The organism is Mesorhizobium sp. B264B1B (assembly GCF_020165765.1).
Taxonomy (GTDB): Bacteria; Pseudomonadota; Alphaproteobacteria; order Rhizobiales; family Rhizobiaceae; genus Mesorhizobium.
Map to the genome: position 1 here is coordinate 186,147 of NZ_JAIUIS010000010.1, position 16,189 is coordinate 202,335.

16 protein-coding genes and 1 pseudogene are annotated in these 16,189 nt (G+C 63.1%); 16 read left to right on the forward strand and 1 reads right to left on the reverse strand.

The features are described from left to right. The first annotated feature begins 2 nt into the window (after positions 1-2). The 5 genes from LB547_RS21265 (at position 3) to LB547_RS21285 (ending at position 4,713) form a co-directional block, all read left to right on the forward strand. The gene (locus tag LB547_RS21265; RefSeq protein ID WP_140763662.1) at positions 3-1,133 is read left to right on the forward strand and encodes a glycosyltransferase; all 1,131 of its coding nucleotides are present in this window, start codon (positions 3-5) and stop codon (positions 1,131-1,133) included. Next, positions 1,130-2,221, forward strand: coding sequence for a glycosyltransferase (locus tag LB547_RS21270; RefSeq protein WP_140663352.1), 1,092 nt, complete (start codon positions 1,130-1,132; stop codon positions 2,219-2,221). Before LB547_RS21265 ends, LB547_RS21270 begins: the two co-directional genes overlap by 4 nt. Further along, on the forward strand, positions 2,221-3,324 hold the full coding sequence (locus LB547_RS21275) for a glycosyltransferase (protein ID WP_140655449.1): 1,104 nt from the start codon (positions 2,221-2,223) through the stop codon (positions 3,322-3,324). Before LB547_RS21270 ends, LB547_RS21275 begins: the two co-directional genes overlap by 1 nt. A 23-nt stretch (positions 3,325-3,347) precedes the next feature. Then, positions 3,348-4,388, forward strand: a complete 1,041-nt coding sequence (locus LB547_RS21280) for a UDP-glucuronic acid decarboxylase family protein (RefSeq protein WP_140525130.1) — start codon at positions 3,348-3,350, stop codon at positions 4,386-4,388. A 139-nt stretch (positions 4,389-4,527) separates the two neighbouring features. After that, positions 4,528-4,713, forward strand: a complete 186-nt coding sequence (locus tag LB547_RS21285; protein ID WP_140497402.1) for a hypothetical protein — start codon at positions 4,528-4,530, stop codon at positions 4,711-4,713. Between the two features lie 3 nt (positions 4,714-4,716). On the opposite strand, the gene LB547_RS21290 is transcribed toward LB547_RS21285, so the two are convergent. Continuing rightward, entirely contained in the window at positions 4,717-6,471 is a 1,755-nt protein-coding gene (locus tag LB547_RS21290) for a hypothetical protein (protein ID WP_140763665.1), read from the reverse strand. 152 nt (positions 6,472-6,623) lie between these two features. Here LB547_RS21290 and LB547_RS21295 point away from each other — a divergent pair, with 152 nt between their 5' ends. The 11 genes and pseudogenes from LB547_RS21295 (at position 6,624) to LB547_RS21345 (ending at position 16,028) form a co-directional block, all read left to right on the forward strand. Next, complete coding sequence (locus LB547_RS21295; RefSeq protein WP_140564421.1) at positions 6,624-7,727, forward strand: inositol-3-phosphate synthase; 1,104 nt, start codon at positions 6,624-6,626, stop codon at positions 7,725-7,727. Continuing rightward, on the forward strand, positions 7,724-8,320 hold the full coding sequence (locus tag LB547_RS21300) for a histidine phosphatase family protein (protein ID WP_140763668.1): 597 nt from the start codon (positions 7,724-7,726) through the stop codon (positions 8,318-8,320). Before LB547_RS21295 ends, LB547_RS21300 begins: the two co-directional genes overlap by 4 nt. Positions 8,321-8,334: 14 nt before the next feature. After that, a complete protein-coding gene (locus tag LB547_RS21305) occupies positions 8,335-9,435 on the forward strand; it encodes a glycosyltransferase (protein ID WP_140671955.1) in 1,101 nt (366 codons plus the stop codon). After that, complete coding sequence (locus LB547_RS21310) at positions 9,435-10,232, forward strand: sugar phosphate nucleotidyltransferase (protein WP_140497394.1); 798 nt, start codon at positions 9,435-9,437, stop codon at positions 10,230-10,232. The genes LB547_RS21305 and LB547_RS21310 overlap by 1 nt, the downstream gene beginning before the upstream one ends. 2 nt (positions 10,233-10,234) lie before the next feature. After that, positions 10,235-10,996 carry a TIGR04290 family methyltransferase gene (locus tag LB547_RS21315; RefSeq protein WP_140497392.1) on the forward strand — a complete coding sequence of 254 codons (762 nt, stop codon included), beginning with the start codon at positions 10,235-10,237 and terminating at the stop codon, positions 10,994-10,996. Beyond that, positions 10,989-11,915, forward strand: coding sequence for a beta-xylosidase (locus LB547_RS21320; RefSeq protein ID WP_140497390.1), 927 nt, complete (start codon positions 10,989-10,991; stop codon positions 11,913-11,915). The genes LB547_RS21315 and LB547_RS21320 overlap by 8 nt, the downstream gene beginning before the upstream one ends. A gap of 7 nt (positions 11,916-11,922) precedes the next feature. After that, on the forward strand, positions 11,923-12,759 hold the full coding sequence (locus LB547_RS21325) for a PIG-L deacetylase family protein (protein ID WP_140497388.1): 837 nt from the start codon (positions 11,923-11,925) through the stop codon (positions 12,757-12,759). After that, a complete protein-coding gene (locus tag LB547_RS21330) occupies positions 12,756-13,820 on the forward strand; it encodes a glycosyltransferase family 4 protein (RefSeq protein WP_140561687.1) in 1,065 nt (354 codons plus the stop codon). Before LB547_RS21325 ends, LB547_RS21330 begins: the two co-directional genes overlap by 4 nt. Positions 13,821-13,828: 8 nt before the next feature. Continuing rightward, on the forward strand, positions 13,829-14,809 hold the full coding sequence (locus LB547_RS21335; protein ID WP_181169760.1) for a GNAT family N-acetyltransferase: 981 nt from the start codon (positions 13,829-13,831) through the stop codon (positions 14,807-14,809). 70 nt (positions 14,810-14,879) lie between these two features. After that, positions 14,880-15,596: pseudogene (locus tag LB547_RS21340) on the forward strand (class I SAM-dependent methyltransferase); the annotation flags it as partial. Positions 15,597-15,809: 213 nt separating this feature from the next. Further along, complete coding sequence (locus LB547_RS21345; RefSeq protein WP_224519089.1) at positions 15,810-16,028, forward strand: hypothetical protein; 219 nt, start codon at positions 15,810-15,812, stop codon at positions 16,026-16,028. Positions 16,029-16,189 lie beyond the last annotated feature (161 nt).

Sequence of the window (16,189 nt, forward strand, 5' to 3'; positions counted from 1 at the left end):
TCATGCGCTTTCTGTTTTATACCCATTCGGTCGTTTCCGACTGGAACCACGGCAACGCACATTTCCTGCGCGGCGTCATGCGGGAGCTGGTCGCGCGCCAGCATCAGGCGATCGCGCTGGAGCCGGCGAACGGCTGGAGCCGCTCGAATCTGCTGGCCGAGAAGGGCTCCTTCGCCATCGAGCGCTTCAGGAACGATTTCCCCGAGCTGATGCCGGTGACCTACGATGCCGGCTTCGACCACGAGGCCTGGATCGCCGATGCGGACGTGGTGGTCGTCCATGAATGGACCGAGCCGGACCTCGTCGCGCGCCTTGGTCGCGCCAGGGCCAACGGCGGCAACTTTATCCTCCTGTTTCACGACACCCACCACCGCGCCGTGTCGGCGACCGAGGCGATCTCGGCGCTCCGGCTGGAGCATTACGACGGCGTCCTCGCCTTTGGCGAAGCCCTGCGCGAGAGCTACCTGCGCGCCGGGTGGGGCAAACGCGTCTTCACCTGGCACGAGGCGGCTGACGACCGCCTGTTCAGACCGCATCCTGAGATCCGCCCGACCTCCGATCTGATCTGGATTGGAAACTGGGGCGACGACGAGCGTACCGCGGAGCTCAAGGAATTTCTGATCGAGCCGGTGCACGAACTCGGCCTCGATGCCACCGTTCATGGCGTGCGCTACCCCAGGCAGGCGCTCGCCGATCTCGCAGCCGCCGGCCTGCGCCATGAAGGCTGGATCGCCAATGCCGACGTGCCGAAGGCGTTCGCAGCGCATCGTGTCACGGTGCATGTTCCGCGCCGCCCCTATCGGGAAGGCCTGCCCGGCATTCCGACCATCCGCGTGTTCGAGGCGCTCGCCTGCGGCATTCCGCTGATTTCGGCCCCGTGGTCCGACACCGAGCAACTGTTCAGGCCAGGCGTCGATTTCCTGTTCGCGGACAATGGCTCCCAGATGCGGCGACACCTCCGGGCCGTACTCGGCGACGCGGATTTCGCTGCCTCCCTGGCGGCGTCTGGTCTCGAGACCATCCGCCTGCGGCACACATGCCGGCACCGCGTGGACGAGTTGTTCGGCGTGCTCGCCGAATGCGGACCTCAACACATCACCAATCCGACCGCCGCAAAGGAAGCTGCTGAATGAAGATCGCTTTTTATGGATCGAGCCTGTTGTCGTCCTACTGGAACGGCGCCGCTACCTATTACCGTGGGTTGCTCAAGGCGCTTTCCCAACTCGGCTACGAAATCACCTTCTATGAACCTGACGTCTATGACCGCCGGAACAACCGCGACATCGAGGCGCCGGATTGGTGCGCCGTCGTCGTGTACGAGGCGACCCAGCACGCGCTGATGCAGGTGGCGGCGTGCGCCGCCGAGGCGGATATCGTCGTCAAGGCGAGCGGCGTCGGTTTCGAGGATGAGGCGCTGCTGCGCGCCGTGCTCGATCACGCGCGTCCTGACGCGCTCGTCGTGTTCTGGGACGTGGATGCTCCGGCGACGCTCGGCCAATTGCGCGATGAACCGGACCATCCGCTGCATGCCGCGCTGCGGCAAATCGATCTTGTGTTGACCTATGGCGGCGGCGACCCCGTGGTCTGGGCCTATCGCGCCATGGGAGCGAAGGAATGCGTGCCGATCTACAATGCGCTCGATCCTGAAACGCATCATCCAGTCGCCAGTCAGGCGCGTTTTGCTTGCGACCTCGCTTTCCTCGGAAACCGGCTGCCGGACCGTGAGGCGCGCGTCGAGGCGTTTTTTCTCGATCCGGCCAGCCGTTTGCAGGAGCAGCGTTTCCTGCTTGGCGGATCGGGCTGGGGCGACAAGCCGCTTCCCGCCAATGTCAGTTGGCTCGGCCACGTCGGCACCCGCGACCACAACGCCTTCAACGTCACCCCGAAGGCCGTGTTGAACATCAGCCGCGACAGCATGGCCGCAAACGGCTTTTCGCCCGCCACCCGGGTTTTCGAGGCGGCGGGCGCCGGTGCCTGCCTCATCACGGATGCGTGGCTGGGCGTCGAACTGTTCCTGAAACCCGGCGAGGAGATCCTGGTCGCGCGCGACGGCGGCGATGTCGCCGAAATCATGCGCACCTTGACCCCCAATCGGGCAAAGGCGATCGGCGCGTCCGCGCTGCGCCGCGTCCGCGGTGAACATACCTACGCCATGAGAGCGGCCGTGACCGATACGGTCTTGAGGCGGCACTTCGAGCGCGGGACCGTGGAGGCGGCGTAATGACCAAGCGGCTCAACATCGTCTTTCTCGGCCTGTCCCTCTCCTCGTCCTGGGGAAACGGCCACGCCACGACATTTCGAGGCCTGCTGAAAGGCCTGCATGAACTCGGTCACCGCGTGACCTTCCTGGAGCGCAACGTGCCGTGGTATGCCAATCACCGCGACTTGCGCGATCCCGATTTCTGCACTCTGCGCTACTACGAAACGACGCAGGAGTTACAACAGGACTGGGCACGACGCCTGCAACAGGCCGATGTCGTGGTCGTCGGGTCCTTCGTTCCGGAGGGGCGCGCGGTCATCGACATTGCCGCGGCGCTCTGCAAAGGGGCGCTCTGCTTTTATGACATCGACACGCCGGTGACCCTGGCAAAGCTTTCGACGGATGAATGCGACTATCTTAGTCGGCGCCAGATTCCGTATTTCGATGTCTATTTCTCCTTCACCGGCGGGCCGACGCTTGGCCGACTGGCGCAGGATTTCGGTGCGCGCCGTGCCGAACCGCTCTACTGTTCGGTCGATCCGCAACGGCATCACCGAACCGCCGACCCAGTCGGCTGGGACCTCGGTTATCTCGGCACCTACAGCACCGACCGGCAGGCAACGCTCAACGCGCTGTTGCTCGAGCCCGCACGGCGCATGCCGGAGCGCCGTTTCGTCGTCGCCGGCTCGCAATATCCGTCCGACATCGTCTGGCCTGAGAATGTCGAACGAATCGAACATTTGCCGCCGGCCGACCATGCCGCATTCTATAGCCGCCAGCGCTACACGCTGAACGTCACGCGCAGATCGATGATCGCCGCCGGATGGTCGCCCAGCGTACGGCTTTTCGAGGCTGCCGCTTGCGGCACGCCGATTATCAGCGATCGCTGGCCGGGTCTCGACAGCTTCTTTCCTGCTTCGGCGATCCGCACGGCCGACAAGGCGGATGACATCGTCGATATCCTGCTCAGGGAATCCGAGCGCGCCCGGCTCGCCATGGCCGGCCGGGCGCGCGAACTCGTCCTGGCAGCACATACCGGTGCGGCCAGGGCCCGCGAATTCGTGTCGCTGCTGACACGACCGAGAGCGGCGATGATCGATCTCGATATCGGAACCGCAGCATGACTGAAAGACAGGAGAAAACAGCGATGCGGCAAACAAGAAAAGCGCGAAGGGCGAAGACAGTGCTTGTCGCCGGCGGCGCGGGTTTCCTCGGCTCGCATCTTTGCGAAACGTTGTTCCGCAACGGCTGGCGTGTGATCTGCGTCGACAATTTCCTTACCGGCCGCATGGACAACATCGTCTCGATCATGGACCAGCCGCGCTTCCGGCTGATCGAGCAGGATATCTGCCGGCCGCTGAACCTCGGCGAGCCGGTCGATCGCGTTTTCAACCTGGCATGCGCTGCTTCGCCGCCGCGCTACCAGGCCGATCCGATACACACGACACGCACCTGCGTCATCGGAACGCTCAACCTGCTCGAACTCGCCGCCCGCAACAATGCGCGATTCCTGCAGGCGTCGACAAGTGAAGTTTATGGCGACCCGGAACAACATCCGCAACGGGAAGACTATGTTGGCCATGTGAACTTCACCGGCCCGCGCGCCTGCTACGACGAAGGCAAGCGCACCGCCGAAACGCTTTGCTTCGATTATCTGAGAGCAGCAAAAGCCGATATTCGCGTGGCTCGCATCTTCAATACCTACGGTCCCAGGATGGACCCCGCCGACGGCCGCATCGTCTCGAACCTGATCATGCAGGCGCTTGAGAAGCGCTCGATGACGATATTCGGTGATGGGTTGCAGACAAGGTCCTTCTGCTACGTCTCCGATCTGATCGAAGGTATGATGCGCCTGATGGATCTCGACCCCAATCCCGGAAAACCTGTCAACCTGGGCAATCCCGGAGAATTCACCATCATGCGACTGGCATCCATGGTGAGAGACATGACCGGAACCAAATCGGATCTGAAATTCCTGCCCTTGCCGCAAGACGATCCCCGCCGCAGGCAGCCCGACATCTCGCGTGCAAAGGCGCTGCTCGGCTGGACGCCGAAAGTGCCCCTCAGGCAAGGGCTGATGCAGACGATCGGATACTTCTCCAATCTCGAAACCAGCGAGATCGACGGCCGGATGACAGCTATTGCGACAAACGCAAGATCGGGCAGGTTGCAGGACCTTCCGGCCTGAGGCCAGGCCGCCGCAGCCACGTGTTCCGGCATGACCGCTTAAGCACGGTCATGCCTCCTGCCGCACTTTTGCGGATTGCGCGGAACATCCTGGCAAGCTCGGGGTTTGACGATGAGATCCCGCTATGGAGAACGGACCTGTGCAACCCAAACGATCCGCAAAGGATATCGAGCAGATTGCGGAAAGAGAGACGGCTGCCTTTCTGCGACGGGCCTCCATCACCTATCTCGAGTGCTGCGTCAGCCTGATGATGACGCATCTGCAGCGCGAGGAAGTGGCCACCATTCTCGAACGCGAAGCGGACATGCTGCGAAGACTGGACTGATCGTCACGGCCCGGACCTCTCCAGGAAGCGTAGCAGCCCTTTCTTGTACCGCGTTGCCGCAGCTACCAGCCTTGGCTTCTCCGGGCCATGCTCGGATCGGGCAGCAACGTCCCAGAGTCCCAGTTGAAACGCCAGGTAGCAAGGTTCGAGATAGTCAATTAGGCCGGTATCGATATTGAGCCGCTCCCCGGCTTCCATGCGGTGGACCAACGTCGCTAGCTCGCTGTCGGAAAATCCATATTCGACGCGAGCGCCGGCAATGTCCCACTCTATGGGCTGGCAGCCGATCAAATCATGTCCCCGGCAGTGATCGACGGCATCCGTCTTGATCAACGTCCCGTCGGCACAAACGAGAAACTCCCACGGGTGAAGCCTTCCGTCGATCTCGACCCGTGGCAGCGCTTGCGCAGGGCTTTGCTTCGAGAACCAGTTCCGCAGCTCCGCCGCGCACCGCTCGGCAAGAGCTTCGGCGCCATTGTAGACGGCCATATCAACGAGTTCCGGCAATGGAGCACCGGGCTCCGGAGTTCCCAGATTAGCCGCACGCCAGGCGAGATAGCGTGCGAGCTCCGCGACAAGCCTGTCTTTCGATAGGCTTGCCTGATCCATTGTCTTGCCGTCGGCCCACCGTTCAACCAGAAAACCGTGACAAAGCCCGACGACCTGCGGTCCGAAGCCGGCTTCGTGCAGCATCTCCGCGGTTTGCATCTTGCGCTGCCCGGTTTGACCGAGGCCGGCAAATTTGACGAGCCACCGATCGCGTCCCGCGGACGCCAGGAATTTTCGCCGCTCGATGCCGCGTTGACTCGGCGGCCAGAGCCTCTCCTCGGCGTAGTGGAGGTTTCGCCACTCTCCAGCGGATATTTCGGTCAGGGCCAATTGCGGGCTGCCGGCAGCCTCCGCCACCCAATCGCGTAGCGTCGGCATTTGCGCGCCGCCCGGGAAGGCGCGTTCGAAGGCCCGCGCCACATGTTTGCGGCAACCCGACCATGTCTCACGAACCTCCTTAGAGGCTTCGGCACCCGGACCGCGGGAATGGCTGGGGAACAGGTGAATGCGATCCCTATCGATGCCCAGCCCCCGCAGCCATGCGACGACGGCATGCATCGAACTGCCCGACAGGCCGGGGCCCTCGTCGACGACAGCGAAGCAAGCCGAGGGCTTGTCCCTCCAGGCGCTGATCAATTCCGGGTCGGCGTTGACATACCTGCGGAAAGGATGGCCGATCGGGCGCACGCTGATGGGTACCGGCGCGTCGATCGCCGCGGCGACCAGGGCGGCAAGCCCGAGGCCAATGCTGCGGATGCCGATGACGCATGTATTCGCGTCGAGGCCTGATGCCCGCGCCGCGCCGAGATAGCTTTCAGGATAGAGCGCATAATGCGCGTATCCCTCGGCCGTGCCGGTAAGAACCTTGCCCCGGCAGTCGAGCGCGGCCAGCATATGCCTCAGCATGGGATCGACGGCGCCGGTCACTGTGAAGCCGCTTCGCCAGGACCTCGCCACTTCCGCCGCAAGGCCGACCAGCAGCTTGGCACCTTGCCGCTGCCTCGGCGAAGGGGTGTCCCCGCCGCGGACCTCGAACTCGACATCGGCCAGTGCCTGGACCAGTTCCGAGACCTTGACGAACAACCCTACCAGCGCAGCGTGGCGTTGAATGCCACAGGGCCTGCAATCGAGGCTTTCAGCCATTTCGCTTGCAGCCTCGCGAAGCTGTCGCGCGTCTTCCGTTCGTTTGTGGTCGCCGTAGACGATCATCCACCGATTCCAAGCTCGCCGTGCGCCAACGCGGCATGCGCGGCTTTGATCCATCCTGCCGCGCGCAATTTTTCCACATGCCAAGGAACATTCCGGCAAGCTGACGGTTCGGGCCCAGGAACTTACCTTGGACAGCACAGGACGGCAGTTTCGTGGGATCGAAGAAAGTTCGTGTCGGTATCGTCGGTGTAGGCAATTGCGCATCCTCCCTGGTGCAAGGCCTTTCCTATTACCGAGACGCAAAAGGCAATGAGCCGATCCCCGGGCTGATGCATACCGATCTCGGCGGCTACCACGTCGACGACATCGAGGTCGTCTGTGCGTTCGATGTCGCCAAGGGCAAGGTCGGGTGCGACGTGGCCGATGCGATCTACAGCGCCCCGAACAACACGTTCCGTTTTGCCGATGCGGTTGCAACCGGGGTTCGCGTGGAGCGTGGCCCCACGTTGGACGGCATCGGCAAATATCTGCGCACGGAAATCGAGGAAGCGCCGGAGCCGGTTGCCAATGTCAGCGAAATCCTGCGGAACAGCGGTGCCGATGTGCTCGTCTCGTACCTGCCGGTGGGGTCGGAGGAAGCGACGCGCTTTTATGCCGAATGCGCCCTCGAGGCCGGCTGCGCCTTCGTCAACTGCATACCGGTTTTCATCGCGTCACGGCCCGAATGGCGCCTGCGTTTCGAGGAACGCGGGCTGCCGCTGGTCGGCGACGATATCAAGAGCCAGGTCGGCGCGACAATCGTGCATCGGTTGCTGGCCAATCTCTTCCGCGAGCGCGGCGTCCGCATCGACCGCACTTATCAGTTGAACTTCGGCGGCAACACCGATTTCCTCAACATGCTGGAACGCGAGCGGCTGGAATCGAAGAAGATCTCGAAGACGCAGTCCGTGACCAGCCAGTTCGATGTTCCCCTGGAGCCGGGCAACATTCATGTCGGCCCCAGTGACCATGTGCCATGGCTCACCGATCGCAAATGGGCCTACATCCGGGTTGAAGGCACGACCTTCGGTGGAGTGCCGCTCAACGCCGAACTCAAGCTGGAAGTCTGGGATTCGCCCAATTCGGCCGGCGTGGTCATCGACGCCGTGCGCTGCGCCAAGCTGGCGCTTGACCGCGGCATCGCCGGCGCGCTGACCGGTCCGTGCAGCTATTTCATGAAGTCTCCGCCTGAGCAGTTCACCGATGCCGAAGCTCGGCAGCGCACGCTCGCATTCATCACAGGCAGGGACGAGCCTATGCTCGATGCCGCGGAATGACGACGACCTTCTTCCTGATCCGGCACGCGGCACACGACAATGTCGGCTCCTATCTGGCCGGACGGATGGGCGGAGTTCGCCTTGGCGAATCCGGCAGGGCTCAGGCGGCGCATCTTGGCCGCCGCATGGCCCGCGAGCCGATTGCCGCTATCTGGTGCAGCCCACGCGAGCGCACGCAGGAAACCGCCAAGCCGATCGCGACTGCCTGTAATGTCGGCGAAATCGCGATCTGCGCCGAACTCGACGAGATCGACTTCGGCATCTGGTCGGGAAAGACGTTCGAGGAGCTGAACGGCGATGCCGGCTGGCAGGCGTGGAACAGCCGGCGGCAGGAAGCAAGCACCCCAAGCGGCGAAACCATGCTGGATGTCCAACAGCGTATCGTCTCGCTGATGGATCAGGCTCGCGAGCGGCATCAGAATCAATGCGTCGCGCTGATCAGCCATGCCGACGTGATCAAGGCAGCCGTCTGCCATGTGCTTGGTCTGCCCGTCGGCGACAGTTTTCGCTTCGATATCGACCCCGCCTCAATCACGACGATCGTGTCCGGAGACTGGGGAGCAAAGCTCATCCGTCTGAACGAACTTGCCTGACGAGGACTTGCCGGATGCAGATGGTCATTTTCGGTCTCACCGTCACGTCTTCATGGGGAAACGGCCACGCCACCCTGTGGCGTGGCCTGATCCGCGCGCTGGCCCGGCACGGCTGGTCCATCACCTTTTTCGAGCGCAACACCCCCTACTATGCCGGTGCGCGGGACCTCGATCAACTGGATGGCGGCAATATCGTGCTCTACCCCGACTGGGAGGACATCCGGAGGGTCGCGGAGCAGACGATCAAGCAATCCGACGTCGTCATCATTACCTCCTACTGTCCCGACGCCGTGGACGCTTCGCGCCTGGCGCAGCAGGCATGCCGCGGGCTGCGCGTCTTTTACGACTTGGACACTCCGGTCACTCTGGCGCGCCTCGATCAAGGTGAACGCCCACCCTATTTCGGGCCCGAGGGCCTTGCCGATTTCGATCTCGTCCTGAGTTACACGGGCGGCTCGGCAATCGATGCACTCAAGTCGGTCCTCGGTGCACGCCACGTGGTGCCGCTCTATGGCCATGTCGATCCCGACCAACACCGGCCGGCAGTACCTAGGCCGGAATTTGCGGGCGATCTGTCCTATCTCGGGACCTATGCGGCAGATCGCCAGGCCGGCGTCGAGAAACTGCTGGTCCGTCCGGCCGCACTCCTGCCTGACCACCGCTTCATCATCGGCGGTGCACAATATCCACAGGAATTCCCGTGGAGCGACAACATCTTCTTCGTCAGGCATCTTCCGCCGGCAGATCATCCAGCCTTCTTTTCGTCGTCCCGCCTGACGCTGAATGTGACGCGCGAGGCGATGGCGCAAAAGGGGTGGTGCCCTTCGGGCCGGCTGTTCGAAGCAGCGGCATGCGGCGTGCCGATCGTCACCGACACCTGGCCGGGCCTCAGCAGTTTCTTCGAACCCGGTAGCGAGATCCTGCTGGCGTACGACACAGACGACGTGATCGCGGCGCTCAAACTGCCATCGCAGGAGCTCGATGCAATTCGAAGCCGTGCGCGTGAACGGGTTCTGGACGAACACACATCCACGCGGCGCGCGGCGGAACTGGATCGCATCCTGAACGAAGCCTTGCAGAGGTCTGCCGGCGAACCGATGAAGGAAGCAGTCTGATGTTGGGCATCGTGCCCGCTGCCGGACGCGGCAGCCGCATTCAACCGCTCGGCTTCTCGAAAGAGCTGCTGCCGGTCGGGAGCCGGATCGATGGACAGACAGAGCGCCCATGTGCCGTAAGCGAGTACCTGGTGCGGCGGATGGTGCGCGCCGGCGTCGACAAGGTCTGTTTCATCATCGGATCGGGTAAATCCGACATTCTCGAATACTATGCCGCGGGCTACGGAGCGGCGACCGCTCTGTTCGTGGTACAACCCAACCCTGTTGGCCTTTGCGACGCCATCTTCCGGGCAGCACCCCTCGTCGCACCGGACGAGACGGTGTTGATCGGGCTTCCCGATACGATCTGGTTTCCCGAAGACGGCTTCTGCCGTCTGCCGGACGACCGGCTGTCATTCCTGCTCTTCCCGGTGGATCGGCCGGAATTCTTCGATGCCGTGGTTCTCGACGAGGAGGGCCGGGTGCGGGAAATCCAGGTCAAGCGGCAGGACGCGGCGACGAACTGGATATGGGGCGCGTTCAAGATGCCGGGCCATGTCCTGCACCAGCTCGCGGCACTCTGGCGCGAGCGGGATTGCTATGACGAATATATCGGCACGTTGATCAACGCCTACCTGACGGCGGGCGGTCAGGCGTATGGGGTGAAGGCAGGGGCCGCCTATGTCGATGTCGGCACTTTCAACGGTTATCGCGCGGCCCTTCGGCTGCTCGACGACGATGCTGCGTCCAAACAGCACCGGCCCACGATGATCGCGCCTACGGCACATTCGCATGCCGTTCCGGGCGAAGGAGCTTAGCCATGCTGCATTCCCATGCTGAAATCCAACGCCGTATCGATGCCCTCGGCCCATGGTTCCACAACATGGAACTGGCCGGCGTCGAAACTGCTCCGGACCATTTTCTCGGTAACTACCCGCTGGTCAAATGGCGCAAGTTCGCCTATGCCATTCCAGCCGACCTGTCCGGCAAGTCCGTGCTCGATATCGGCTGCAATGCCGGTTTCTATTCCATCGAAATGAAACGGCGCGGCGCCGGTCGCGTCCTCGGCATCGATTTCGACGAGGCCTATCTGGCACAGGCGCGCTTTGCCGCCGAGATCGCGGACTGCGACATCGAGTTCCAGAAGCTTTCGGTTTATGACGTCGGCGCCCTGCGCGAGACATTCGACATCGTGCTGTTCATGGGGGTTCTTTACCACCTGCGCCATCCCCTGCTCGCGCTCGACCTGATCCGCGGGCATGTCGCCGGCGACCTGATGATCTTCCAGTCCATGCAACGCGGCAGCGCCGATCTGCCTGCGCTTGAGCAGAATTATCATTTCTGGACGCACGACCTGTTCGAGCGGCCGGAATTTCCGAAACTGCATTTCATCGAACATCGATATGCCGACGATCCGACCAATTGGTGGATTCCCAACCGCGCCTGCACCGAAGCGATGTTGCGCAGCGCCGGCTTCGAGATTTTTTTGCACCCCGAGCAGGAGGTTTATTTTTGCCGTTCCGCCGGCGATCCGGCCGGCGGCGGCGCCGTCTACCCGTCGAAAGGACAGATCCATGATTGAAGCCGCGATGATCTGGAACGAGCCCAACAACAAATCGCATTGGGATCCCGAGCTCGACCCCGATTGGAGCCGCTTCGCCGCCATGGCAATGTTGTCGGCGGATGCGATAGCGTCCGAGAACCCGGCCCTGACCAAGGTGCTCGGCGGCATCTCTCCGATCGACCCCGGCTTCGTCACGCGCATGAAGGAACTCAGATTGCTGGACCACGTCGATGCCGTCGCGGTGCATGGCTTTCCGCTCGACTGGAACCTGTGGCAGATCCAGGAATGGCCACAGAAGATCGGTGAGATCGCGGCCGTCACCGATCTCCCGATCTGGGTCAGCGAAGTTGGCGTATCGACCTTCGGCGCCGACGAGATCCAGGTCTGGGGCCTCAGGCGCACCGCTGAATTGCTGCTCGGCAACGCTCCGCGCATCCAGTGGTACAGCCTTTATGATCTTCCGCGCGAATGGGAAGCAACAACGCGCCATCGCGAAGCGGAAGGCTCCTCCTACTATCGTCACTTCCATATGGGGCTGCTGCGCCAGGACGGCACGCCAAAACCGGCACTGGAGGAATTCCTGCGCCATACGCCCGAGATGGGGCTGGTGCAGTGGTTTCATTTCGAGGACCCGCGGCTGGACGACGCCGTCGCCTGGATGAAGCGGCTCGGGGTCACCAATATGCGGACCGGACTTTCCTGGGCCGACAGTTTCAGGCCGAATGCATTGAACTGGTTCGACCGACAGATGGAAGCGCTCGCCGATTTCGACGTGACCGTCACCTTCTGCTTCACGCCAGAGCATCGCGGGATGATGCCTCACCACACCAGTCCGCCGCTGGTGCCGGAGGAATTCGCCGAATTCTGTGCAACCATGATCCGCCGCTACGCGCCCGGCGTGGCTTCCACGTCGAAGCGGCGAGCCTCGGCAGCGTGAGGCCCCCATGCATCAACCGTCGGCAACCCTGGGCGAATTCGCGGCCCTGTTGACGGGCAGTGACGCAGCACATGGCTCCGCCATCATGGTCGTCGTCGCGCATCCGGACGACGAGACGATCGGCATCGGCGGGCATCTTGCCGGACTGCGGTCATGCCGCATCGTCCATGTCACGGACGGAGCACCACGCGATCTTGCCGACGCGCAAGCGCATGGTTTCGAGACATGGCAGGACTATGCCGATGCCCGCCGTGCGGAACTGACGGAAGCCTTGGCCGCGGCCGGCATATCGCCATCGGGCCTGACCGCTCTTGGCTATCCCGACAAGGAGGCTGCGGCGAATCTCGTGGCGCTCGCGCAGGAACTCGCCTGCCTTGTTTGCGAACCCGACATCCGCTTCGTCTGCACACATCCTTTCGAGGGAGGCCATCCCGACCACGACGCGACCGCTTTTGCCGTTCACGCGGCCTGCCATCTTCTGCGCCGTGACCGCCGGCCCGTGCCCACCATCATCGAAATGGCCTTTTATTCGGCTGGCCCGGACGGCCCGGTATTTCAGGATTTCGCCAGCGGCACCGGCAGTGATTGCATAGAGGTCTGCCTGACCGAAGCGGCCTTTCAGCAAAAGCAGCGCATGCTGGCCAGCCACCTGACGCAGCAGCGGACGCTGGCGCCGTTCTCGACCCGCACCGAGCGTTTCCGGCTGGCGCCGACCTATGATTTCCTGAAGCTGCCCAACGATGGCAGGCTCTACTATGAATCGCTGCCGCTGGGTTTCGAGCCCGGCACCTGGCTGCATGCAAGCGCCCGTGCTCACGAGGCGCTCCGGCTCGACCAGCCATGACGCTCACAGTGCTCAATGTTGCCTATCCTCTCGCGCCGGTGGGACCGAACGCCGTTGGCGGCGCCGAGCAGGTGCTGTCAATGCTCGATCAGGCCCTGACCCGCGCCGGTCACCGGTCCATCGTCATCGGCTGCCAGGGTTCCAGTGCAAGCGGCACTCTGGTGGAAACGCCCGCCGAAGCCGGCGTGCTCGACCAGTCAGCAAAAAACCGGGCACAGGAGTCCCATCGCGCCGCGATCGCCGCTGCCCGCGCCCAATGGCCGATCGACGTGGTTCACCTGCATGGCATCGACTTCGACGCCTACCTGCCTGCCGACGGTCCGACCCTGGTGACGCTTCACCTGCCGCTCGACTGGTACCCGGCCGGGGCGCTGCGCCCAGGGCGCGACGATCTCTGGCTTCACGCCGTCTCGTCAGCCCAGCAAAGAACCGCACCGCCGGACGCAAGCTTGGTTGCCCCGATCCCGAATGGTGTCGATATCGACGCGCTGAACCAGCCGCGGCCCAGGGGCGACTTCGCCGTCGTGCTCAGCCGCATCTGCCCGGAAAAGGGCATACACCTGGCATTGGATGCCGCCAGGCAGGCTGATGTGCCGCTGGTCATCGGCGGGCGGGTCTATCCTTACGAGACGCATACCCAGTACTTTCGCGATGAGGTCGAACCCCGCCTCGATCGTCGGCGCTGCTTCCTCGGTCCGCTCGGCTTCGCCGCCAAGCGGCGCTTGCTCAATGCAGCACGCTGCCTAGTCGTTCCGAGCCTCGCCGCCGAGACCAGTTCGCTGGTCGCGATGGAAGCACTCGCCTGCGGCACACCGGTGATCGCCTTTCCAAATGGTGCGCTTCCCGAAGTGGTCGAGCACGGCAAGACCGGCTTTATCGTCAACAATGTCGACGAGATGGCGCAAGCAATTGTCGCGGCACCCAGCCTTGATGCCGAGACGTGCCGAAGCGAGGCGCGCCGGCGGTTTTCGCTCGAGCGCATGGTCTCGTCCTACATGAGCGCCTATCTGGCGCTGGCCCGGCTCGGCGCCGACCGCAGGCGTCTCGCCGCGGTGCGGTGAAAGAGCAGATGCTGCGCAGCGAGATCATCGGCGATCCAGAGCAATTGCATGCACTGGCGCCGCACTGGTGGAACCTGTGGGAGCAGAGTTCGTCGGCGACGCCCTTTCAATGTCCCGCCTGGCTGCTGCCGTGGTGGCGCACATTCGCTCCGGGGGAGCTGGCGACGGTCGCCATCTGGCGCGGCAACGATCTGGTGGGCCTGGCGCCGCTCTATCTCGAACATGGCACGGAAGGCTCGAAACTGCTTCCGATCGGCATTTCCCTCAGCGACTATCTGGACGTGCTGTGTGTGCCCGGCAGCGAGGCCCAGGTCGCCACTGCCCTTGCAGAGAAGATACTCTCGATCGAGTGGTCGCAGTGGATCCTGCCGGATCTGCCGCAAGGCAGTGCCGGTCTGGCGATCGAACATCCCGAATTGAAAGCCGATGGACTGGTCGGCCACGCCGTTTGTCCCGTGCTTGCCACCGACGGCGATGAAACGCTGGCGGGCTGCGTCCCTGCCCGGCGCAGACGCCAGTTGCGCCGGGCGCGCCGCGCCGCATCCAGACGCGGCCGGGTCGAGTTGTCGCCGGCACGAGGCGATCCTCAACTGTTCCTCGACCACCTGATAGGCCTGCACGGCGCGCGCTGGGCCGGAAACGGAGGCGGCGTGCTGGCCGACCCCGCCGTCGAGCAATTCCACAGGTGCTCGCTTCCCCTGCTCGACGCTCGAGATCTGACCCGACGCTGGGTGCTCGCCATCGACGGCAAGCCAATCGGCGCCTACTACGGATTTCACCATCGCGGCCGTGCCTATGCCTATCTTGGCGGTTTCGATCCTGCCTATGCCGAGGAAAGTCCAGGCGCGATCCTGGTCGGCCACGCAATCGCCGAATCGATCCGCGAAGGTGCGCGCGAGTTCGACTTCCTGCGCGGCCAGGAGCCGTACAAATATGGCTGGGGCGCTGGCGACAGGTGGACGATGCGAAGGACTTGGACGCGGAAATGAGACCATGGTTTCGATGGAACCAACATCCGTGCGCCGCCGGATAGCGGTCAGGCTGGCGGTCGAGGACTGTATGGCGGACGCTGTCAGTGCCGAGGCCGTCATCGCCAGGCTGGCGCTGCATCTCCACCCAGGCATCGGGGCAGTCGAATTGGCGGAGATCGTGGCGGAGATCGACCCGGTCGATACTCGAGACAGGGAAAGGCTCCAGCAGATAGCCGGGCTGCTTCGCCGCGGATCGGAGGTTTTTGCCACGTTGCAGAAAACGGGTTCTGCCGTTCGTCACGAACGCGACGACGACGAGACGGATGCAGATGTGGTGACGCGGCTGGCCTCGGGCTTTGATGCCGCGGCAGCGATTTCCCGGGTGGCGAGTGTCCAGTTGGCTTCCCTTGGCGATGAGGAAAGGCTGGCAGCCACGACCGACGAAATCGTTGCATGGCTGACAGCGCAAGACTTCACCGGTGCTGGACGCAGCATTCTGGACATCGGTTGCGGCATCGGGCGTTTCGAACGCGCGCTGTCGGCATCCTGTGGGCGGGTCGTCGGTATCGACATATCGTCGAGGATGGTCTCGATCGCCCGTGAGCAATGCGCAGCGCTTGGCAATGTAGAGTTGCGGCGGACCTCAGGCCTGGATCTGGCGGAGTTCGGCGACGCGAGTTTCGACTGCGTTCTGGCGGTCGACAGTTTCCCCTATCTGGTGCTAGCCGGCGTGGCGGAGCGGCATTTCGGCGAAATTGCGCGCGTCCTCAAAAGGCCGGGCAGGCTGGCCTTGCTGAACTACTCATATCGCGAATCACTGTTTTTGGACCGCTCCGATATACGTCGCCTGGCGCAACGTCACGGATTGCAGGTCGTCATCGATGGCGAAAAAGCGTTTCGGCTGTGGGACGGCGACGCCTTCCTGCTTGCCGGCGTGACGGAACATTACCAGCCAATGCCAGTTCGGGCGTCGAACACAGCGACGCTGAAGAGCGGCGCCAATTCGAAGGAGGACAGCATGGCATCCGGCAGCAAGAAACATATCGGCCGTGGCAGCCACGGCAAAGGGGCCGGCGCCGGAGCAATGACCGAACTGGCCAAGGACAAGATCGAAGAGAATGCCGTTTTATCCAACAGGGACAAGAAGCAGCACAGCGAGGAACGCGGCCTGGACGGCAATCAGATCAAGTCCGATCAATATCAGGATCATGCCGCAAATCGATTGCCGAAGGACTGAAAGCGCCGCAGTGGATCTGTGACCTCGGCAATCGAGAGTGGAAGAAAAACCTGTGCAAGGGCTGCCGGCAACGGTTTCGGCACCGGGCATCTCCTTGTAATGGCGGTTGCTTGTCATCACAATAGGATGACGGACTGCCATCCATCCAGCCAGGGAATACG

Coding starts and splice junctions, on each gene's coding strand:
- LB547_RS21265 (WP_140763662.1), top strand. CDS start 3: ATGCGCTTTCTGTTTTATACCCATTCGGTCGTTTCCGACTGGAACCAC.
- LB547_RS21270 (WP_140663352.1), top strand. CDS start 1,130: ATGAAGATCGCTTTTTATGGATCGAGCCTGTTGTCGTCCTACTGGAAC.
- LB547_RS21275 (WP_140655449.1), top strand. CDS start 2,221: ATGACCAAGCGGCTCAACATCGTCTTTCTCGGCCTGTCCCTCTCCTCG.
- LB547_RS21280 (WP_140525130.1), top strand. CDS start 3,348: ATGCGGCAAACAAGAAAAGCGCGAAGGGCGAAGACAGTGCTTGTCGCC.
- LB547_RS21290 (WP_140763665.1), bottom strand. CDS start 6,471: ATGATCGTCTACGGCGACCACAAACGAACGGAAGACGCGCGACAGCTT.
- LB547_RS21300 (WP_140763668.1), top strand. CDS start 7,724: ATGACGACGACCTTCTTCCTGATCCGGCACGCGGCACACGACAATGTC.
- LB547_RS21305 (WP_140671955.1), top strand. CDS start 8,335: ATGCAGATGGTCATTTTCGGTCTCACCGTCACGTCTTCATGGGGAAAC.
- LB547_RS21310 (WP_140497394.1), top strand. CDS start 9,435: ATGTTGGGCATCGTGCCCGCTGCCGGACGCGGCAGCCGCATTCAACCG.
- LB547_RS21315 (WP_140497392.1), top strand. CDS start 10,235: ATGCTGCATTCCCATGCTGAAATCCAACGCCGTATCGATGCCCTCGGC.
- LB547_RS21320 (WP_140497390.1), top strand. CDS start 10,989: ATGATTGAAGCCGCGATGATCTGGAACGAGCCCAACAACAAATCGCAT.
- LB547_RS21325 (WP_140497388.1), top strand. CDS start 11,923: ATGCATCAACCGTCGGCAACCCTGGGCGAATTCGCGGCCCTGTTGACG.
- LB547_RS21330 (WP_140561687.1), top strand. CDS start 12,756: ATGACGCTCACAGTGCTCAATGTTGCCTATCCTCTCGCGCCGGTGGGA.
- LB547_RS21335 (WP_181169760.1), top strand. CDS start 13,829: ATGCTGCGCAGCGAGATCATCGGCGATCCAGAGCAATTGCATGCACTG.
- LB547_RS21345 (WP_224519089.1), top strand. CDS start 15,810: ATGGCATCCGGCAGCAAGAAACATATCGGCCGTGGCAGCCACGGCAAA.